This is a genomic window from Cytophaga hutchinsonii ATCC 33406 (assembly GCF_000014145.1).
GTDB lineage: Bacteria > Bacteroidota > Bacteroidia > Cytophagales > Cytophagaceae > Cytophaga > Cytophaga hutchinsonii.
In genome coordinates, this window is record NC_008255.1 from 959,262 (window position 1) to 979,274 (window position 20,013).

The following is a 20,013-nucleotide window of genomic DNA, read 5'->3' on the forward strand; positions in this document are numbered from 1 at the left end:
TTTTTATTACATACCAATATGATTCCCTAACTTGAAATAGCTGTATGATAAAACTGCAATTTTTTAATGTTTTTACAATATTTTATCTGTTCTAAATATTGAATTTTACTAAGTTAAAATAGCATTTTAAATGCTGTTTGATGTGATTATCAATGTGTAGTACATTTTTTTGAAATTTAGATTTTACATTTGTTATCAAAAAACTTACATGCGGAAAATACTTAGTTTACACCTAAAAGTGCCATTTAATGCTTATAGACTTAACAATTGTTAAGTTTATGAGATTTTTGCTAAATGCAACTGGGTAAAAAATCTACATTTTGAATATAAATTCCCCAATAACTAACATCTAAAAAAACTGCTATTACAGGCCTGTAAAAACCTTGGATATGTTGGGACGTTATATTTGCAGCAGTTATTTAGAACGACTATGAAAAAAAATTACCAGCGTGTTTTTAAGGTTTTATCAATAGCTTTATTTACCCTATTTTTAAATTATCAGGCATTTGCTCAACCCAATTGTGCTACAGGTATGGTTCCGCTGAATGGAGGTACCATTGTAAATCCTACTACACCTTTTACATGGAATGCTCCTACAGGAACGGTTACCGGGTATAGAATATACATAGGTACAACTGCAGCATCAAATGAACTGGTAAACGGTACAAGTGTAACAGCTACTACTTATACCTATACAGGCGCATTGGCCTGCGGAACTACCTATTACTGGAAAGTTGTTCCGTACAACGGTTCGGGTCCGGCAACAGGTTGTGCCGCACAAACCTTTACAATCATTGCATCTGGTAACTCGTCCATTTTTCCGGTAGGGTCATGGAATGCATATTGTTTCAATTCTACTAACTGGACAAACTATACCGGATATTATACCGCAACCGGACAGGATTTTAATTCTACATCCAGTTGGGGAGCCAACTATTCTCCTTCTGTAATTTCACCCAATGGTGCTGCTGGCTATCAAGGCTGTAGTGTACCGAATGACAACCATTCTGTGATATATAAAAGACAAGGTTTTACAGCTGGTACCTATTCATTAGACGTAATAAATGATGATGGTTGTTTTTTATATCTGAATGGGAATCTGATTTATTCACGGAACACCTATACAGCTACTTTTATAAATAATGTCTGGACGGGGAATCTGGACGCGAGTTCGCAAATAGAATTCCGGTGGGCAGATACCGGAGGAGGGGGATCTTATGGAGGCATAACATTTAACGCTATTCCTACGCCAACATTAATAGCCGGGGCAATTTCCGGAGATCAGACCATGTGTCCGGGCAATGATCCATATGTATTCAAAAATGTAACACCTGGTTCAGGAACATGCGGTCCGTTGGTATATCAATGGCAGCAGAGCGTTGGCTGTACAGGTACGTTTTCAGACATTGCTTCTGCAACAAATGCTACGTATGATGTGCCGGCTGGTATCACACAAACTACATGCTACAGACGTGCTGTTGTTGACGCAAATTGCAATAGAATAGAGTATACCAATACCGTTACAGTAACCATTACTTCTGTACAGCAGGGTAATCCAGCTGTGTTTCCGTTGAATACATGGAATGGATATGTATATGATTTTAACGTTACGGGTTATACCGGAGCAGATGATAACTGGACAGATTATAAAGGATTCTTTTCTTATGCTGGTACATCAGCATCTGATCCGGGCTTTTATACTTCCACAGGTATTTATTCTTCCGCTTCACCACCGTCTTCAGCACCCGGGTATGTTGGTTGTCAGGTAACGTATCCATTGAGCGGTGTACAATTTAAACGCCAGGGCTTTACTCCCGGCATCTATCAGATTGATTTTGATGGAGATGATGCCAGTTATTTATACATTAACGGAGTATTGATATACGGAAGAACAGCATGCTGTAATGTGGTTTCAAACGTCTGGACAGGTATTCTGGATGCATCTTCAAAGATCGACTATCATTATAAAAATAACGGAGGAAATGGTTTTGGCAGATTGATCATTACTGCGGTAACACCTGCACCCATAGACCCGGGAAGTATTGCAAGTTCAGCTTCTTCTGTAATTTGTTCCGGAGATACTCCGCCGCCATTTACATCAACAGCAGTATCCTCAGGAGGCTGTACAAGAGCCGGCTATCAGTGGCAGGCAGATGCGGGCAGTGGTTTTGCAGATATTCCGGGAGCGACCAATACAACCTATGCAGCAACAAGTGTAACAGCAACAACATCATACAGAAGAAAAATTACGGATATATGCGGTACCGTAGCATATACAAATACAGTTACATTAACAGTAGGTACGCCTTCATTGCCAACACCAGCATTCGGAAGCAATGTGTGGAATGCATACGTATATAATTTTGCAGTTACAGGATATACAGGTGCAGATGATAACTGGACAGATTATAAAGGATATTTTACATATAACGGTCTTTCCTTTAATACCGGATCAATATATGGTAACAGTATTGCTCCTTCATATGCACCAGGTTATTATGGCTGTCAGGTAGGGCAGACTCAAAGCGGTGTGCAGTTAAAAAGACAAGGCTTTCCTGCAGGTACCTATCAGATTGATTTTAATTCAGATGATGCCGGATATCTGTATGTTAACGGTGTATTGGTGTTTGGCAGAACAGGATGCTGTACAACAGTACCAAACGTATGGACAGGAAATTTAGATGCATCATCAACTATTGATTACCATTACAAGAATAACGGTAGTTCAGGATATGGTGTCTTATCCTTTACGCTGGTAACGCCTACACAACCGCTGGATCCGGGTATTATCGCCAATAATAATTCCACTACAGTTTGTTCCGGCAATACGCTTCCTCCTTTTGTTTCAACAGCAGATGCAACCAGCGGATGTTACGTGTATTATGAGTGGGAAAGAAATACAGGATCTGGCTGGAATGCCATTGCAGGTGCAACAGCATCAACCTATACAGCAAGCAGCATAACAGTTAATACTTCCTATCGACGTAAGGCGACAGATGCCTGCGGAGCAGTAGATTACTCAAATATTATTGTAATTAATGTAGGCACATACACACCGGTTACGCCAACGTTTGGTGCTGATTCGTGGAATGCGTATGTATATAATTTCAGCGCTGGTAACCCTACTGGTAATGGAGGCTTCACTGTTGCAAATACAGGGTGGAGTAATAATTCAGGAATGTTTCAGACTCCGGGTATTTCAATTGTTAATCCGGGTTTTAATACCAATAGTTTATATAATTCCAATGATGCACCTTCTTTTGCAACCGGTTATCAGGGATGTCAGGTAGGTACAACATTAAATGGTGTAATCTTTAAACGCCAGGGTTTCCCGGCAGGAACCTATCAGATTGATTTCACATCTGATGATCCCGGCTACTTGTATATAAATGGTATAGTGGTTTCTTCCAGAACAGGAGCCGGTACAACGCTGAATGCATGGACTGGCGTATTGAATGCTTCTTCTACGGTAGAGTTCCGTTATAAAAATAATGGCGGGCCGGGAAGTGCAATCGTCACATTTACAGTTATAACCAGTACAACACCATTAAATCCAGGAACAATTTCAGGGACACAAACAATTTGTCAGGGAACTGCTCCAAGTGTTTTGTTAAATACATTAAGTGCTACTTCAGGGTGTTCTATAACATATAAGTGGCAAAGTTCAACAGTTTCAGCTACTGGTCCATGGACAGATATCGTAGGTGCTGCAAGCCCTTCTTATTCTTCACCTGCTCTTACACAAACAACACATTTCCGGCGTGCTGTAACAGATGGTTGCGGGGCAAGTGATGCAACACCTGTAAGAACAGTTACAGTAAATCCATTGCCTGATGCTGCCGGTACAATTACGGGACAAACGACATTCTGCCCGAATCAGGCAGGAGTTTCATATAGCATTGCATCTGTAAATAATGCGACAGGCTATAACTGGACCTTGCCAGCAGGAGCAACAATAGCATCGGGTGCAAATACAAATTCGATAACAGTAAACTTCGGAACGACAAGCGGTAATATTGGTGTTACACCTACAAATTCCTGTGGAAATGGAACCGCCGCTCCTGCACTGGCCGTAGCAGTTACTCCATTGCCTGCTAATGCCGGCACATTTACAACTTCTTCGGCAACAGTATGTGCCGGGCAAGCCGGTGTGGTATATACAATCGCAGCGGTAACCGGAGCAACATCATATGCATGGGTCGTTCCTTCAGATGCTACGATAACATCGGCAACAAATACAAATTCAATTACAGTTACCTTTGGTACTGCAGCAGGCAGCGTTAGTGTTACACCAACAAATTCATGTGGTACAGGTAATTCAAGAACCATTACAGTGACTGTTAATACCGTTCCTGCAGCAGCCGGTGTTATGACAGGCTTGTCAGATGTGTGTAAACCGCAATCAGGTCTTTCATACAGCATTGCTGCTGTAACAGGTGCCACAAGTTATTCATGGACAGCACCTTCAGGCGTTACGTTTACAGGTGGAACTACCCGTTCTATTGTTGCTAGCTTTACAGCTTCGAGTGTAAGCGGTAATATGGTTGTTACACCAATAAATGCTTGCGGGAACGGAGTATCTACAACATATGCTGTTGCCGTATCATCTGTACCGCCATTAGCTGCAGGCACGATATCAGGACCTGCTTCAGCCTGTGCGGGCTCCATTGGTCTGGTATACAGTGTTGGAGCTGTTACAGGTGCAACGGGCTATAGCTGGACAGTACCAACCGGTACCGTAATCACATCCGGGCTTAACACAAACTCCATTACAGTTACATTAGGATCAGCATCAGGCAATTTCAGGGTAACACCTACAAATGCCTGTGGAAACGGGACATTAAGTGCTGCATATCCAATAATTGTAAATCCATATCCGGGTACTGCCGGAACCATTACAGGAAATACATCCGTATGTGGCGGTACAAGCCAGTCATATAGTATTGCAGCAGTTTCCAATGCATTGGGATATACCTGGACGCTGCCTTCCGGAAGTACTATCACAACAGGGGCAGGCACCAGAAGTATTACAGCAACAATGGGTACTGTGTCAGGAACTGTTACCGTAACACCTACGAATGGCTGCGGCGATGGAACATCTAATTCAGTCGCTGTAACGGTTAGCGTTCCCGCAGGTGCTGCCGGTACAATTTCCGGCCCGGCTGAAGTATGTAAAGGCGCAACTGGTATTATTTACAGCATTGCTGCTGTAACACCAGCACCAACAAGCTATAACTGGTCATTGCCATCTGGTACAATTATTACCGCAGGGGCCAATTCTAATTCTATTACAGTCACGATTGGTGCAAATTCCGGTACAATTACTGTAACTCCTACGCATACATGTGGTAATGGAGCAAGTGCTTCACTGCCTATCGCAGTTTCTGCTTCAATTCCAGCCGCCGCCGGAACAATTACAGGAAATACAGCGGTATGTGATGGTGCTACAGGTGTTACATATAGCATTCCTGCAGTAACAAGAGCAACAAGCTACAACTGGATAGTGCCTGCAGGCTCAACCATCACAGCGGGTGCCGGTACGAATTCCATTACTGTTACAGTTGGATCAACATCAGGAACTGTTTCGGTAACACCGGTTAATGCGTGCGGGAACGGAACGGCAGCTACAAAAGCAATGACAGTGAGTACTGTACCTGGTGCAGTAGGCGCTATTACAGGATCTGCAACGGTATGCAAAGGACAGACAGGAGTAACATATAGTATTGCTGCTGTATCCGGAGCTACAGGTTATACCTGGACACTTCCAACCGGGGCGTCAATTACAGCCGGATCAGGAACCGCTTCTATTACCGTTTCATACGCGGCGCATGCTACGGTATCGGGTACATTAAGTGTTGATGCAACAAATTTATGCGGAACAACATCAAACAGTATTGCGGTTACAGTTGATAATGCATGTCCGTATACTTGGACCGGTGTTACAAGTGTAGATTGGAATACAGCCAGTAACTGGAGTTTGGGATATGTGCCGACAAATATCAATAATATTGTAATACCAACCGGTACGCCTTTTGCGCCAACAATATCTGCAGCAACAAGTACTGCTGCAGCGGTTACAATTAATTCAGGCGCAACAGTAACAATTGCTGCTGCCGGAACATGGAATGTATATGGTAATTTAACGGATAATGGAGCTGTAAATGCGCTTGCCGGATCTACACTTGCATTTAAAGGTACTGCCGCACAGACAGTAACAGGAGTGCCTGTAGTATACAATGTTCAGGTAAATAATTCCGCAGGAGTTTCGATAGCATCACCCATGCTGGTTAAAGGAACACTTTCATTATTGAATGGTGTGTTGACGACTAACTCAAACCTTACCATGAATTTTGATACCGGCGGTAATATTGCATACGCGGTATCAGATAACGGAAGTATCAGCGGGGTTGTAACAGGACGGAGAGATGCAATTGCACGTACCCATTATATAAGTGCCCCGTTCAACGGTTCTACATCGGCACAGGTTGGTGCAACAACACCATTGTATTATAACAACTATTGGAAAATGTACACGAAAACATTTGACACCCAAGGTTGGGCAGCTGTAACAGATGCCACAACAGCAATGCCTTTGGGTACAGGGTTTTCATTAGCCATTCCAAATAGTACGTCACTCGTACTTACCGGAACATATAACCATAATTTCTCTTTCCCGGGAATCAGCTATTCAAATGCAGCAGCGGGTAAATACATGCTTATAGGTAACCCATATCCTTCTACGCTTGACTGGACAACCATTTACGCAAGTGCAGTAAATACCGGAGGTGCGGTTTATTACTGGAATGCAGCAAATAACCAGGTTGCAAGCTGGATTGCACCTGCCAGCGGTACAAACGGCGGAACCAAATATATCCCGGCAATGCAGGCATTCATGGCTACAACAACAGGTACCGGCGGTCCTACATCCATTGTTTCAATTAATAATAATGCGCGTATCTTAACAAATCAGTCTTATTTCAGAACAGCGCAGGAAGATATTTCAACGCTTAAACTATATGTGAAAACTGCCGATGGAGTTAAGGATGAAACAATTATTAATCTCAATGAGTCTGCTTCAGAAGAATTTGAATTTGATAAAGATGCATATAAAATTATAAACGGGGGACTTACACCTTCTTTATATTCAGGAACAAATACAGACGCAACACTTTACTCTATTAACGCGCTTCCTGTAAATGCCGAACAGACTATACCATTGAATCTGAAAGTTCGCGTAGATGGTACTTATGAAATCCATTGCAGTGAATTTGTTAATCAGACAGGTTATAAACTATTGCTTGAAGACAAATCAGCGAATACATTTATGCCTGTAGATACTTCATTGACCTATGTTATAACAGCCAAGGCTACAGATAACGCAGATCGTTTTGTATTGAGATACATAGCAAATCTATCAACAGATATTTTATCAGATTCGTATAAAGGAATTGACCTTTCAACATACGATAACAATCTTATGTTGCTGGTGAAAGCAATTACAGCAGATGGGGTAAACATGGAAGTGTATAATGCGGCAGGTAGTCTGGTTCAGTTACTTCCAAATCAATCTGTAACACCTGGAGTAAAAATGATTCCATTAGAAGGGTTAGCATCAGGAGTTTATTTGGTGAAATTTACCATAGGTGATGTGCCATACACAGGAAAAGTTGTAATTAAATAATCATAAAAATAGTAACCGGAACAATTATACAGCAATATGTTATAGGATTTTAACAATAATAATCATTGATTAAAGGGTAATAGCAGTTAAAAAAGTCCGGATTATGATTTAAAATGAATATTATTAGTAAATTTGTATAATAGCTTTTAATTAGCGTCAGGCTTTCAATTAGTTACGTTTTAAATTTATTCGATATGAAAATGTATAAAATTGTAATGTTTTTATTATTCACGTTAAATGTATCCTTTAATACATTTGCTCAGGATTGCGGAACATTGCCTCCATGCACAGGAGATGGTTGGGAAATTCCAGGTACAAACTGTTGTAACAATGTGACTGTTCCGTTTGATGGTGGAATAAGCTTATTGCTTGCAGCTGGTCTTGGCATTGGAGCCAGAAGTGTTTATAAAAAAAGAAAACAGACTGCATCGTAAATAGTGCATCAGTATTTAATGAATCTATTAGACTCTGGCACAAAAAAAATACTCATTATATTTATTAAGACACTTGGTATATACACGATACTAAGTGTCTTTTTTTATTGTTATGAAGGCCTTGTAGACCAACAGGGGAAATACTATTCGCCTTTTCTGGATCAATACAGCATCATAAAACTTATTCTGAATTTATTGATATACCCCCTGGTATGGATCTTGAAAATTCTGGGTTATACAATCTCGGTTCATAGCCCCTCTGTTTGGGTAGGAGCAAGCGGTGTTACAATTTTAACACCTTGTTTAGGTATACAGATTATGATTGGTTATGTTTCATTGATTTTAGGTTTTCCCGCTGCAAAAAAACTGCTTTTTCTAATCGCCGGACTCGTTCTGATTCATTTGCTCAATATCGGGCGCATGTTATCCATTTTACTGACAATTGAAAAGCATCCTTCCGTTATCGATATTTCACATGATATTTTTACATACCTCAGTTATGCAGCAATTTTAGTACTGTATTATGTTTGGGTAAAAAACTATTCGGATATTGAAGTAACCGGTTAACGATTTTTTCGGCCTGCTGAAAATAGAATCAGAAAACAGCTGCTCATTTCAGATGAATGGAGGCTAGTATCTCTCAGAATTATAACTTAAATTACATTGGAATAACTATTTTAAACGTTTTTGTTTCTAAACAAATGAATAATCGTACTTCATTATATATAAAATTTCTTATCGGTTCTTTTTTATTGCTGGCGGGTTCATGTATAGGGTATAAAAAGACGTTATACTTTCAAGGTGCAGCGGAAACATTGCCGCCACCAAAGCTAACACAAACATATACGTTACGGGTACACGACATTGTTCAGATTAAAATCGCAAATCCGGATGCCGAAAATCCCGCAGTATTATCCGGAGAACAAGGCAACATCCAATCTAACGTTGCGGATGCGTATTTTAGAGATTATTATATCAATGATTCGGGCTATGTTGAACTGCCGGTTATAGGCAAACTAAAACTTGTTGGTTACACCATTTTTCAGGCTGATTCATTAATAGCGAAAAAGGCTGTTGAATATTACAGCAATGTTACTGTAGAAGTTAAATTAGCTTCGTTTAAATTCATGGCACTTGGAGAATTTACAAAAGCAGGCCTTTGTTTTGTATCCAATGAAACATGTACCATTTATGAAGCAATAGCAATTGCCGGAGATGCTACCGATTTTGCGAATAATCAAAAGCTGCAGCTTATACGAACGTTAGAAGATGGAAGTAAAAAAATTTATCATATAAACCTGACAGATTATTCTTCCTTTACTTCCGATAATTATTACCTGCAGCCAAACGATATCCTGTATCTGCAGGCACAAAAAGCAAAAGTTGACAAGCAAAACATAACCTATATATCGATTGCATTGTCTGCAGCATCATTTATACTATTGCTTTTAACAAGAATTTAAAAGACTTATTTGTTTAGAAATAATGACTGAATTAGAAGAAGAGAAGGATCTTATTGACTTTAAACAATACATTAGAATTTTATCGAAATATTGGTATGTAGTAGGGCTGATATTGATTTTTTCTATGGTATTTGCCTATTATAAAATAAGGTATTCAACACCGATATACATGGTTAAAACCACTATGCATATCAAAGATAAATCTTCCTATTCATACGGCAGTAAATCCTTTTTAGAAGGATCCTCCATGTTCCAGCCATTCAAAAACTTAAAAAATGAAATGGAGCTGATCAGGTCTTACAATCGAATTCAACTGGTTGTAAAGGAGCTGGATTTTATGTGGGAGTATCGTGTTAAAGGCAAGATCCGTGACATAGAATTATATAAAACGAATCCAATTGAAATCGTTTGTGATTCAGGATTGATTGTAACCAATTACCCATTACTGATTACCATACAGAATGAAGATTACTTTACATTAACCGCTAATGGTGGAATGTATAGATTGTATGATCCTGTATCAAATACGTATGTAGACACAATTATTTCTATTAAAAGAGATGAAAATGTTAAATACAGGTTTGGGCAGAATATTTCTTTAGGCGGTTTATTTAACTTCAAGATCAATAAAACCCAGCACTATCATGCAAATGATAATAACATTCAGTTTACCATAAATGCACGCGATTTACATTCACTCACCAAAGAATATAAATACAAAGTTGTAGTTACGGAAAATGAAAGATCGTCAATTATAACAATCTCTTCTTCCGGTTCCATTATACAGAAAGAAGTAGCTTTCTTAAATAAGCTATCTGAAGTATATGTGCGAAAAGAATTAGAAGATAAAAATCAGATTGCGAACAACACCATCAACTTTATCGATTCGCAACTCAAAGTTATTTCGGACTCTTTAAATAACACCGGGAATGAAATTGAATCGTATAGAGAGAAAAATAAAATTTATAATTTTGAAGAACAATCCATTGGTATTATTACTCAATTGAATGGATTGGAAGGTAAAAAATTAGAAGCCGAATTGCAGCTTAGGTATTATGAATATCTGAAAGGTTATCTGAATACAGATAAAGAATTAACTGACCTGGTAGCGCCTTCAACAATCAATGTTGAAGATCCGGTATTGAATCAATTAGTTGCTCAGCTTGTAACATTGTATCAGCAGAAAAATACGCTAAAGTATAGCAGCAGCGAAAAAAGTCCTGCGTATCAAACATTATTAATTCGTATCAAAACAACCAAAGACGCACTTTTAGAAACAACGAATAATTTAGTAAATACCTCCAGATCATCTATCAACGATCTGGATAAGAGAATTTCAAAAGTAGAAATGCAGATGTCTTCCATTCCTTCTCAGCAAAGGAAGCTTATTAATATTGAAAGAAAACATACTATCAATGATGAAATTTATAATTATTTATTACAAAAAAGAGCTGAGGCAAGTATTGCCCGTGCATCAAACCTGCCGGATGCCTTTACGGTGGAAAGCCCCTTAGACGACGACTATGTGCAGATAGCACCTACGGTTAATAAAATTTATACAACGTATATATTAGGAGCTGTTGGCCTGATTGTTTTTTTAGCTGTGATATATGGTAAGATTGATAATAAAATTCATACAAAAGAAGATATTATAAAACGTACGGATGTTGCTGTGCTGGGTACTGTTGGCCTCACCGGAAGCGACAGTATTGAAAAGCTTGTTCACTCCGGACACGGATCGCTTACAGAAAGTTTCAGGTCTATCCGTACAAATCTTCAATTTGTTCTGCAAGGTAAAAAGACCTTCATGATTGGTGTTACTTCCTGTATAAGCGGAGATGGCAAATCATTCTGTTCCCATAACCTTGCCCGTATATACGCAATCAGTGGTAAAAAGACGCTATTGATACGCGGTGATATGCGCAAAGCATTTAACGCACCAGCCAATTTAATTCCACAGGGCTCAATGGGCTTAAGCCAGCATTTAATTGGCATGGCTACCATAGATCAGATCATTCATAAAGGAGAAATTGAGAATTTATACCAGATCATTCCCGGCCCAGTACCGCCCAATGCTTCTGAGTTAGTCGCTTCACAAAAAATGGAAGAATTTATCCGGATAATGAAAGATAAATTCGAAGTGGTAATTATGGATTCTCCGCCTGTAGGTTTGGTTTCCGATTATATGTCTGTTATAAAACATATAGATGCGAACCTGTATATTGTGCGGTACGATTACACACCTAAGGAAACGTTGGAAGCAATTAAAGATCTTAAAAATAAATATCCGGCCCAATCACATTCAATCATTTTCAATGGTATTACAGCAAGGCTGTTAAGTAAATATTCGTATTACGGCAATCCCGTAGAATATGGGTATGAGCCGGCTTTAAAGAAAAAATGGTGGCAATTTTTTTCTAAATAAATATCGAAATAAAATAATTTAATGGAAGATAATAAGGATTGGGATATATACATACAGCCAGAATCTCCCTGGTTTGAATTGCGTCTGAAAGAAGTATGGCGATACAAAGATCTTATATACATGTTTATTAAACGCGATTTTGTCGCGCAATATAAACAGACTATTTTAGGTCCGTTGTGGTTTATTATTCAGCCGCTTATTACAACGCTTACCTATGTTATCGTTTTCGGAAACATCGCAAACCTATCTACAGATGGGCAGCCGAAACTGCTTTTTTATATGAGCGGTATTTTATTCTGGAATTACTTTTCCACTTCTTTTTTGCGAACCTCTGAAACATTTTCAGCTAATGCAGGAATTTTTGGTAAGGTTTATTTTCCAAGATTAACCGTGCCTATTGCAAGTGTGTGCAGTTCGTTCATTTCTTTTCTGATTCAGTTTTTATTGTTACTGATAATTTATGCAGCCTATATCTTGAATGGACTTTCGTTTGAATGGAACTGGGCTATGTTATTATTGCCTGTATTAATGATCCTCAGCGCTGTGCAGGCATTGGGTTTTGGAATTATTATTTCTTCCATGACAACAAAATACAGAGATTTAAAATACCTGATTTCTTTTGGTATACAACTATTGATGTATGCTACGCCTGTTGTTTACCCATTGTCTGCTGTAACAGATGTGCGGTTGGCATGGATATTAAAACTAAATCCAATGACAGCCATTATTGAAACATTTCGATATGCATTGCTTGGTTCAGGCACACTGAATGTTTCATTGCTTATCTATTCATCGGTTATATCCTTCGTTGTGCTGTTGTTGGGTATGTCTGTTTTTAATAGAGTTCAGAAAAATTTTATGGATACCATTTAAGCGAAGATAATGTCAGATATAGCCATTCAGGTTGAGAATATATCAAAGATGTATCGGTTGGGTGCATTGGGAGGAGGTACATTAGTTTCTGATGTAAACAGATTTATTGCTAAAGTACGTGGGAAAGAAGATCCGTATGCAGTGATCGGCTTAAACGACCGTACATCTAAAGCAGAAAGCGAATACGTGTGGTCGTTAAAAGATATTAATTTTGATATTAAACAAGGAGATGCCGTAGGCATTATCGGTAAGAATGGTGCAGGCAAAAGTACGTTACTCAAAATTCTGTCTCAAATAACAGCTCCTACAACCGGGAGTATAAAAATTAAAGGCCGTATTGCATCTCTGTTAGAAGTAGGTACCGGATTTCATCCGGACCTTACCGGTAGAGATAACATTTACATGAATGGCGCTATCCTGGGCATGTCACGCGCCGAGGTGCGAAACAAGTTTGATGAAATTGTTGAATTCTCTGGTGTAGAAAAATATATTGATACACCCGTTAAAAGATATAGTTCGGGTATGTACGTGCGTTTAGCATTTGCTGTTGCCGCACATCTTGAACCGGAAATTTTGATTGTAGATGAAGTACTAGCCGTTGGTGATGCGGAGTTTCAAAAAAAATGCCTGGGCAAAATGCAGGATGTGAATAGCAAAGACGGCCGTACCGTATTATTTGTAAGCCACAATATGGGTGCCGTAGCAGAGCTGTGCCGCTCAGGTATTGTACTTTCAAACGGCAACCTCAAATTTATGGGAAGTAATTCGGAAGCAATCGCTTTTTATTCCCGCATCGATTCCGATCAGAATGCTGAAGGATACAAAGCCAATGAATTAACAGCTGCATTAAAACAGAATTATATTGCTTCTATCAATGTGCTGAATCAGGATGGACATGCCAATACGGAATTTTTGTTTGATGACAGGATTACAATTAAACTAGTATTAAAAAGTAATACAGGTAAAATTGACACAACACTTGGATTGGCCTTATTAAATAAAAATCTGAACCGCGTATTTACATTGCATAGAGTTATTCAGGCAGATAAAAGTGCGTGTGAAGTTGAAATAACATTGCCTGCTCAATTTATAGCACCCAATTTATATTCATTCCATGCGGCATTATTTATTCCCAATAAAATAGTCTTTGATAATATTGAAACCGTTTGCCCGATAAAGATTATTGATAACGGTACTGAATTTACTGCATATGAAGGCTTGGATTACGGGAATGTTATCATACATGCTGAATGGCGGATAAATTAAAAATCGAATAGGATAGTTGATTTAGCAAATACTCTTAAGAAAATAAAAATATGTTTTTGCGGATAGCAAATAAAATATTGAAACGTTTGGCTGGAGTACAGGTTATTCCTGTAAATAAAAAGCGTTTATCTGTTTTAGATAATAAGCATCTGCATATTGCCTCCAATTCAATCTTGCTGGAAGGTACGTCATTGGATTTCAGACAGGAAATTTCTTCTTCCGATACGTATGTTTCTATTGGCGGGTATTGCCTGATCAAAGCTATCTTCACATTTGAAACAACTACAGGATTAATAACCATAGGTAATAATGTTCATATTGGAAATGCACATTTTATATGCCGGTCCGCCATTACGATTCATGATGATGTAACAATGGCGTGGGGTATTACCTTATACGATCATAATTCACATAGCATTCATTGGGAAGAACGGAAGGATGATAATAAAACCTGTTACGAAGATTTTGTTCAGCATCATGGAAATAATATCGTTAATAAAAACTGGATAAACGTTCTTTCCAGGCCCATAGTAATTGAATCTAAAGCCTGGATAGGTTTTAATGTAACAATATTAAAAGGCGTAACTATAGGTGAAGGCGCAGTGATAGGAGCCTGCAGCGTTGTGACAAAAGACGTTCCCGCGTGGACAGTTGTTGCCGGAAACCCGGCTGCTGTTGTAAAACATTTACAAAAACCGGAATGAAAAAAATACTTGTAATCGGCTCAAAAGGTTTTATAGGCTCTAACCTGGTTGCCTATTATGAAAAGATAAATACTATTGACGTTTGGGGCTGCGATGTAATCAGTGATTATTCAAGCAGGAATTATTTTCTGATCGATGCAAGCAATTCTGATTTCAACGAAGTATTTCAACAGGTAGCGTTTGATGTTTGTATCAATTGTTCTGGTTCTGCAAGCGTGCCGCTGTCAATGATTAATCCGGGAAGGGATTTTCACTTGAATGTATTGAATGTGTTTAACATGCTGGATTCGATACGTAAAAATATACCTTCTTGTAAATTTGTTAATCTTTCAAGTGCAGCCGTATATGGCAATCCGGAGTCTCTTCCTATTAAAGAAGATACACCCATAAATCCTTTATCGCCTTATGGCTGGCATAAGTTACAAAGTGAAATACTATGTAAACAATTCAATCAGAATTTTGCTCTGCACACCTGTTCCTTACGTATTTTTTCTGCCTACGGAATCGGATTAAGAAAGCAACTCTTCTGGGATTGGTTTCAGAAAATAAACGATGCGGCTTCTATGTCTATTTATGGCACAGGAAAAGAATCACGCGATTTTATTTATATCGATGATCTTATTCAGTGTATTGAGTGTGTAGTGGCAAGAGGCGATTTTAATGCAGGTATTTATAACATTGCTAATGGACAGGAAATCTATATAGCCGATGCAATAAAAGAATTTAAAAAGGCATCCGGCAAATCGTTTGAATATACGTTTACTCAAGAGACACGGCCCGGTGATCCTATTAATTGGGTCGCAGATATTTCAAAATTAAAAACACTGGGCTATCAGCAACAGGTTACATTTGAAAAGGGCGTAGAAATATTAATGAAATGGCTGCAGCAAGAAAAAAAATAGGAATACTTCTGTATAATCAAAAATTATGGACGGGTGGTTTTTATTATACGTTGAACCTTATCCGTTCATTACAATTTCTGCCGGACGCTGAAAAGCCAGAGGTTTGTTTTTTTTATAGCGGAAATCTGACAGATATTTCAAATGAAATTACAACTATAAATTATCCATATGTATCGTATCTTCCCGTATATGTACGTGTTAATGTTGTGCAGCGTATTATAAATAAGTTTAAACGGCTGATTGATAAAGACGCTGTTCTGCTTGGTAATTATCCGGCCAATACCGTTAACTATATATATCCCTGTCTGAATTTTTCATTGGATGGTACCTATAGTGTTTTAAGAAGAATTCATAAAATATACTGGATTCCGGATTTTCAGGATAAATATTATCCGGATTTTTTCAGCAAAGAAGAATTGAAAAACAGAGATGCGTTAAAAAAAGAATTTATTGAAAAAAATGTTCCGCTGGTCTTCAGTAGCTTTAATGCAGCAGATGATTTTAAGAAATTTTACCCGCAGGCAGAAAATAATATACAGGTGCTTCGCTTCACCAGTATCCTTCCGGATATGCAAGGTGTTTCATGGGAAGAAGTATCTGAAACGTATAACATTGACGGCTCTTATTTTATTTCGCCGAACCAGTTCTGGCCGCATAAAAACCATAACGTTGTAATTGATGCTGTTGACCTGCTTGTTAAAAAAGGAATAAACGTAACGCTGCTTTTTACCGGAAAAGAGTTTAATGATCAGGCTCCGGAATATGCTGTAAATCTGAAAAAGAAAGTAGCGGATCTTGGGTTAAACAAACAAATAAAATTTTTAGGATTTATAGACCGGGCAGAACAGCTGCTGCTTATGAAACACGCTGCTGCAGTTATTCAGCCCTCTTTGTTTGAAGGCTGGAGTACCGTTGTTGAAGATACCAAAGCAGTAGGGGGAAGGATGATTGTTTCAGATCTTCCCATTCATAGAGAGCAATGTGTAGAGAATGCAGTATTCTTTCAGCCATACGATGCGCAGCAATTAGCAGATGAAATTATAACTGCACAGACAGAACCTGCTGAAATAAAAAAAATAGATTACGATGCTCATATCAGAGCATTCGCGCAGGATTTTTTAACGCTGGGGAATTTATTAAACTAGTCTGACTGATATGGCACAGCTGTTACCTAAAATAACGATCATTACACCCAGCTATAACCAGGGACAGTTTATAGAACAAACCATACGCTCCGTCACAGAACAGGAATATCCTGAACTGGAGTATATCATTATCGATGGGGGAAGTACCGATCAGTCCGTTGATGTGATAAAAAAATATGCGGATAAAATTTCTTATTGGATCAGTGAAAAAGATCAGGGAACATTTGACGCCAATAATAAAGCACTTGCAAAAGTAACGGGAGATTTCTGGTGTATTGTCAATTCGGATGATTTACTTTTGCCGGGTGCGCTCAAAAAAGTAGCGGAAGCAATTATAAATAATCCGGATCAGAAATGGTTTGCCGGGGGGATTCACTATATTGATGAAACGGGCCGTAAGACAGGAGAAGAAATGCCTGCTTCGCCTGAACGTATAGCCGGATACGCATTTATAAATGGTTGCTGGATCTCACACCCGACTGTTTTTTTAAGTAAAGATGTATTACAGGAAGTAGGACATTTTGAGAAATATCATTTAATGGATTTAAATTATTGGCTGCGGATGGAAAAAAAAGGGTATAGTCCAATGATACTTCCTGAATACCTGGCGGCGCTACGCATCCACGTTGATTGTAAAAGTTTTGACAGAATAAAAATTTACAAAGAAATTAATACGGTACTTTCTGATTTTGCAGAGAATAATACGCTGAAAGCAAATTATGCCGTTCAGCAGGCATTAAGAGCGCATAAAGGTAATTACTATAAGATGGTGTTTTTAACCCATCTCTTCAATAATGAAAAAGAGCAATCCGTTACGTGGATGAAGCAGGTGTTAAAAAATAAACCGGGAGTTGTATTTGAAAAATGGTTTTGGGGTGCAGTAAAAAGGATGGTTTTTGGAATTGACGTGAATGATCCGTTGCGGGAAGAATTTGCTTTTGATAAAAGCAGGGCAAACTGGAACTAGGATAGTTGTTAAATAAATAATTAAATTAAGAAAGAGATTTACATCCGGAAAAATGAATCAAGATACTCATACATATCCTAAAATATCTATCATTACACCAAGTTATAATCAGGGAGCGTTTATAGAACGTACAATCAAATCGGTTCTGGAACAAAACTACTCAAACCTTGAATATATTATTGTTGATGGAGGAAGTACGGATAATACGGTTGAGATTATAAAAAAATACCAGGATAAGATTCACTACTGGATAAGTGAAAGAGATAAGGGGACATATGAAGCAAATAATAAAGCATTAGAAAAAGTTACGGGCGATTTTTGGTGTGTGGTTAATTCAGATGATCTTCTGGCAGAAGGAGCTCTGGAAAAAATTGCAGCGCACATTCAACGTAATCCTGAATCAAAATGGTTTGCAGGTGGTATAGATTATATAGATGAAAATGATGCTGTAACAGGGCACTTTATACCTGAAAAACCAGAAGCTGTTAACGGCTTTACATTTATAGATGGATGCTGGATATCACATCCCGCAGTTTTTTTGAGTAGCGATCTGATCAATACAATTGGTAAATTTGAAAAGTACCATTTGATGGATTTGAACTATTGGCTTCGTATGGAATTGCAAGGGTATTCACCTTTCATTGTGCATACATCGCTGGCCGCACTTAGACTGCATAAGGATTCTAAAAGTGCAGACCGCATAAAATTACACGCAGAATTTTTAAAAGTATTACATACATTTATCGTTCAGAATAAGTTAAACCGTTTTAATGCAATACTTCGTACTTATAATTTTCATGTTAGAAATTATATGCGCGTAGTTTTTTATGAAACGTTGGTAACCGGCAATAAGAAATCGGCATGGAGCCAATTCATTGATCTGACAGTTAAATTTCCGAGTTCAATTGTAACCAGATGGTATTGGGGAGGTGTAAAACGATTGATGCTGGGTGTGTCTTCAACGGATCTGTTACGAAAAGATTTTTTTGAAAAAGAAAATAATAGCAACTGGAACAATCTGGATGAGTAACATGCAGCAAATAAATAATGCTTCTGTAAGGCCTGTTAGTGCTTACAATACAAAGCATCTGCAAATACCTGCAATTGCATTGCTTCAATCTTCTCCATTGCCTGAACAGGCCATACGTACATTTAGCAGGGCGCTTCTGACACCAACAAACCATTTATTCGTAAATGGCAGATACATTCGCACCGGATTAATTTCCGGTTTCGATTCAAGAAAGCTTTCTTTTTTTCAAAGAATATATTTATTCTTAAAATCACGATTTTTTACAGAAAATAAATCAGTTAAAATTTCAGCAGTATGGGCGCATGATAGCTGGAGTAATAATTATTTCCACTGGTTTAATGACACGTTGCCTCGATTATTTTTATTGAGTAAACAAATTGAAGACTCGGTTGCGGTATTGCCTGTTGAATTAAGTAAGATCACATTCATTGTTGAATCATTGGAGTTACTTAAAATTGAACATCAATGGATTGATCAGAAAAAGTCTCATCGGTTTGAATCGTTAAGTGTATTACATACGGCAACACTTCAGCCTGACATTAATCCGTTGCTTCAAAAACAGATGCGCGACGCTGTTTTTTCAGCAATGAAAATTGACCCGCAAGAAAGACCTTTCAGGAAAATATATATTTCGAGAGCACATGCGAGGTATAGGAAAATTATAAATGAACAGGAATTATTGCCTGTACTGAAAAAATATGGATATGATATTATTTATCCTGAAACATATTCTTTTAAAGAACAGGTAAAACTTTTTGCTGAGTCAAATGCGTTAATTTCTATTCATGGAGCAGGGCATACAAACTGCATGTTTATGAAGCAAGATGCTAAAGTGATGGAAATACGAAATACTGAATGGGAGTCGCAGCCACTTTGCTTCTGGGGGTTGGCAAATATTTTTGAATTAAAGTGGGAATATATTACAGCCACACGGGTAAGTGAAGTTTCGAATTTTAATGATGTTTTTATAGCTCCACATATATTTGAAGAATCGTTACGGACATTTGAAAACATTAAATAAGTTTCTTATTTTTTTATCTGTTGTGGTTTTAATCTACGCATGCAGGCATCGTAATAATGCGGTATTAATGTGGTATTAATACCGAAAAATAAGTACATTAGC

General features: G+C 38.2%; 13 protein-coding genes. All 13 read left to right on the top strand.

Annotated features, from left to right (window positions below; translation table 11 throughout):
• The first annotated feature begins 430 nt into the window (after positions 1–430).
• On the top strand, positions 431–7,681 hold the full coding sequence (locus CHU_RS18770; protein ID WP_011584241.1) for a T9SS type A sorting domain-containing protein: 7,251 nt from the start codon (positions 431–433) through the stop codon (positions 7,679–7,681).
• Positions 7,682–7,881: 200 nt separating this feature from the next.
• Entirely contained in the window at positions 7,882–8,115 is a 234-nt protein-coding gene (locus CHU_RS04105; RefSeq protein WP_143143974.1) for a PID-CTERM protein-sorting domain-containing protein, read from the top strand.
• Positions 8,116–8,133: 18 nt separating this feature from the next.
• On the top strand, positions 8,134–8,682 hold the full coding sequence (locus CHU_RS04110; RefSeq protein WP_041932187.1) for an archaeosortase/exosortase family protein: 549 nt from the start codon (positions 8,134–8,136) through the stop codon (positions 8,680–8,682).
• Positions 8,683–8,816: 134 nt separating this feature from the next.
• Positions 8,817–9,578 (top strand): polysaccharide biosynthesis/export family protein, encoded by a 762-nt coding sequence (locus CHU_RS04115; protein WP_011584244.1) that lies wholly within the window; start codon positions 8,817–8,819, stop codon positions 9,576–9,578.
• Between the two features lie 22 nt (positions 9,579–9,600).
• Positions 9,601–12,003, top strand: coding sequence for a GumC family protein (locus CHU_RS04120; protein ID WP_011584245.1), 2,403 nt, complete (start codon positions 9,601–9,603; stop codon positions 12,001–12,003).
• Positions 12,004–12,024: 21 nt separating this feature from the next.
• Positions 12,025–12,876 carry an ABC transporter permease gene (locus tag CHU_RS04125; RefSeq protein WP_011584246.1) on the top strand — a complete coding sequence of 284 codons (852 nt, stop codon included), beginning with the start codon at positions 12,025–12,027 and terminating at the stop codon, positions 12,874–12,876.
• Between the two features lie 9 nt (positions 12,877–12,885).
• On the top strand, positions 12,886–14,142 hold the full coding sequence (locus CHU_RS04130; protein ID WP_011584247.1) for an ABC transporter ATP-binding protein: 1,257 nt from the start codon (positions 12,886–12,888) through the stop codon (positions 14,140–14,142).
• A 50-nt stretch (positions 14,143–14,192) separates the two neighbouring features.
• Positions 14,193–14,846, top strand: a complete 654-nt coding sequence (locus tag CHU_RS19820; protein WP_011584248.1) for an acyltransferase — start codon at positions 14,193–14,195, stop codon at positions 14,844–14,846.
• Entirely contained in the window at positions 14,843–15,748 is a 906-nt protein-coding gene (locus CHU_RS04140) for an NAD-dependent epimerase/dehydratase family protein (RefSeq protein WP_011584249.1), read from the top strand. The genes CHU_RS19820 and CHU_RS04140 overlap by 4 nt, the downstream gene beginning before the upstream one ends.
• On the top strand, positions 15,724–16,893 hold the full coding sequence (locus CHU_RS18775) for a glycosyltransferase family 4 protein (protein WP_011584250.1): 1,170 nt from the start codon (positions 15,724–15,726) through the stop codon (positions 16,891–16,893). Before CHU_RS04140 ends, CHU_RS18775 begins: the two co-directional genes overlap by 25 nt.
• Before the next feature lie 10 nt (positions 16,894–16,903).
• The gene (locus CHU_RS18780) at positions 16,904–17,860 is read left to right on the top strand and encodes a glycosyltransferase family 2 protein (protein WP_011584251.1); all 957 of its coding nucleotides are present in this window, start codon (positions 16,904–16,906) and stop codon (positions 17,858–17,860) included.
• 52 nt (positions 17,861–17,912) lie between these two features.
• Positions 17,913–18,890 (top strand): glycosyltransferase family 2 protein, encoded by a 978-nt coding sequence (locus tag CHU_RS04155; protein ID WP_011584252.1) that lies wholly within the window; start codon positions 17,913–17,915, stop codon positions 18,888–18,890.
• Positions 18,847–19,911, top strand: a complete 1,065-nt coding sequence (locus CHU_RS04160) for a glycosyltransferase family 61 protein (protein ID WP_143143976.1) — start codon at positions 18,847–18,849, stop codon at positions 19,909–19,911. Before CHU_RS04155 ends, CHU_RS04160 begins: the two co-directional genes overlap by 44 nt.
• Positions 19,912–20,013: the final 102 nt, after the last annotated feature.

What these genes read in the sequence shown, in the direction of transcription:
- CHU_RS18770 (WP_011584241.1), top strand. Translation starts at nt 431, where the DNA reads ATGAAAAAAAATTACCAGCGTGTTTTTAAGGTTTTATCAATAGCTTTA.
- CHU_RS04105 (WP_143143974.1), top strand. Translation starts at nt 7,882, where the DNA reads ATGTATAAAATTGTAATGTTTTTATTATTCACGTTAAATGTATCCTTT.
- CHU_RS04110 (WP_041932187.1), top strand. Translation starts at nt 8,134, where the DNA reads ATGAATCTATTAGACTCTGGCACAAAAAAAATACTCATTATATTTATT.
- CHU_RS04115 (WP_011584244.1), top strand. Translation starts at nt 8,817, where the DNA reads ATGAATAATCGTACTTCATTATATATAAAATTTCTTATCGGTTCTTTT.
- CHU_RS04120 (WP_011584245.1), top strand. Translation starts at nt 9,601, where the DNA reads ATGACTGAATTAGAAGAAGAGAAGGATCTTATTGACTTTAAACAATAC.
- CHU_RS04125 (WP_011584246.1), top strand. Translation starts at nt 12,025, where the DNA reads ATGGAAGATAATAAGGATTGGGATATATACATACAGCCAGAATCTCCC.
- CHU_RS04130 (WP_011584247.1), top strand. Translation starts at nt 12,886, where the DNA reads ATGTCAGATATAGCCATTCAGGTTGAGAATATATCAAAGATGTATCGG.
- CHU_RS19820 (WP_011584248.1), top strand. Translation starts at nt 14,193, where the DNA reads ATGTTTTTGCGGATAGCAAATAAAATATTGAAACGTTTGGCTGGAGTA.
- CHU_RS04140 (WP_011584249.1), top strand. Translation starts at nt 14,843, where the DNA reads ATGAAAAAAATACTTGTAATCGGCTCAAAAGGTTTTATAGGCTCTAAC.
- CHU_RS18775 (WP_011584250.1), top strand. Translation starts at nt 15,724, where the DNA reads ATGGCTGCAGCAAGAAAAAAAATAGGAATACTTCTGTATAATCAAAAA.
- CHU_RS18780 (WP_011584251.1), top strand. Translation starts at nt 16,904, where the DNA reads ATGGCACAGCTGTTACCTAAAATAACGATCATTACACCCAGCTATAAC.
- CHU_RS04155 (WP_011584252.1), top strand. Translation starts at nt 17,913, where the DNA reads ATGAATCAAGATACTCATACATATCCTAAAATATCTATCATTACACCA.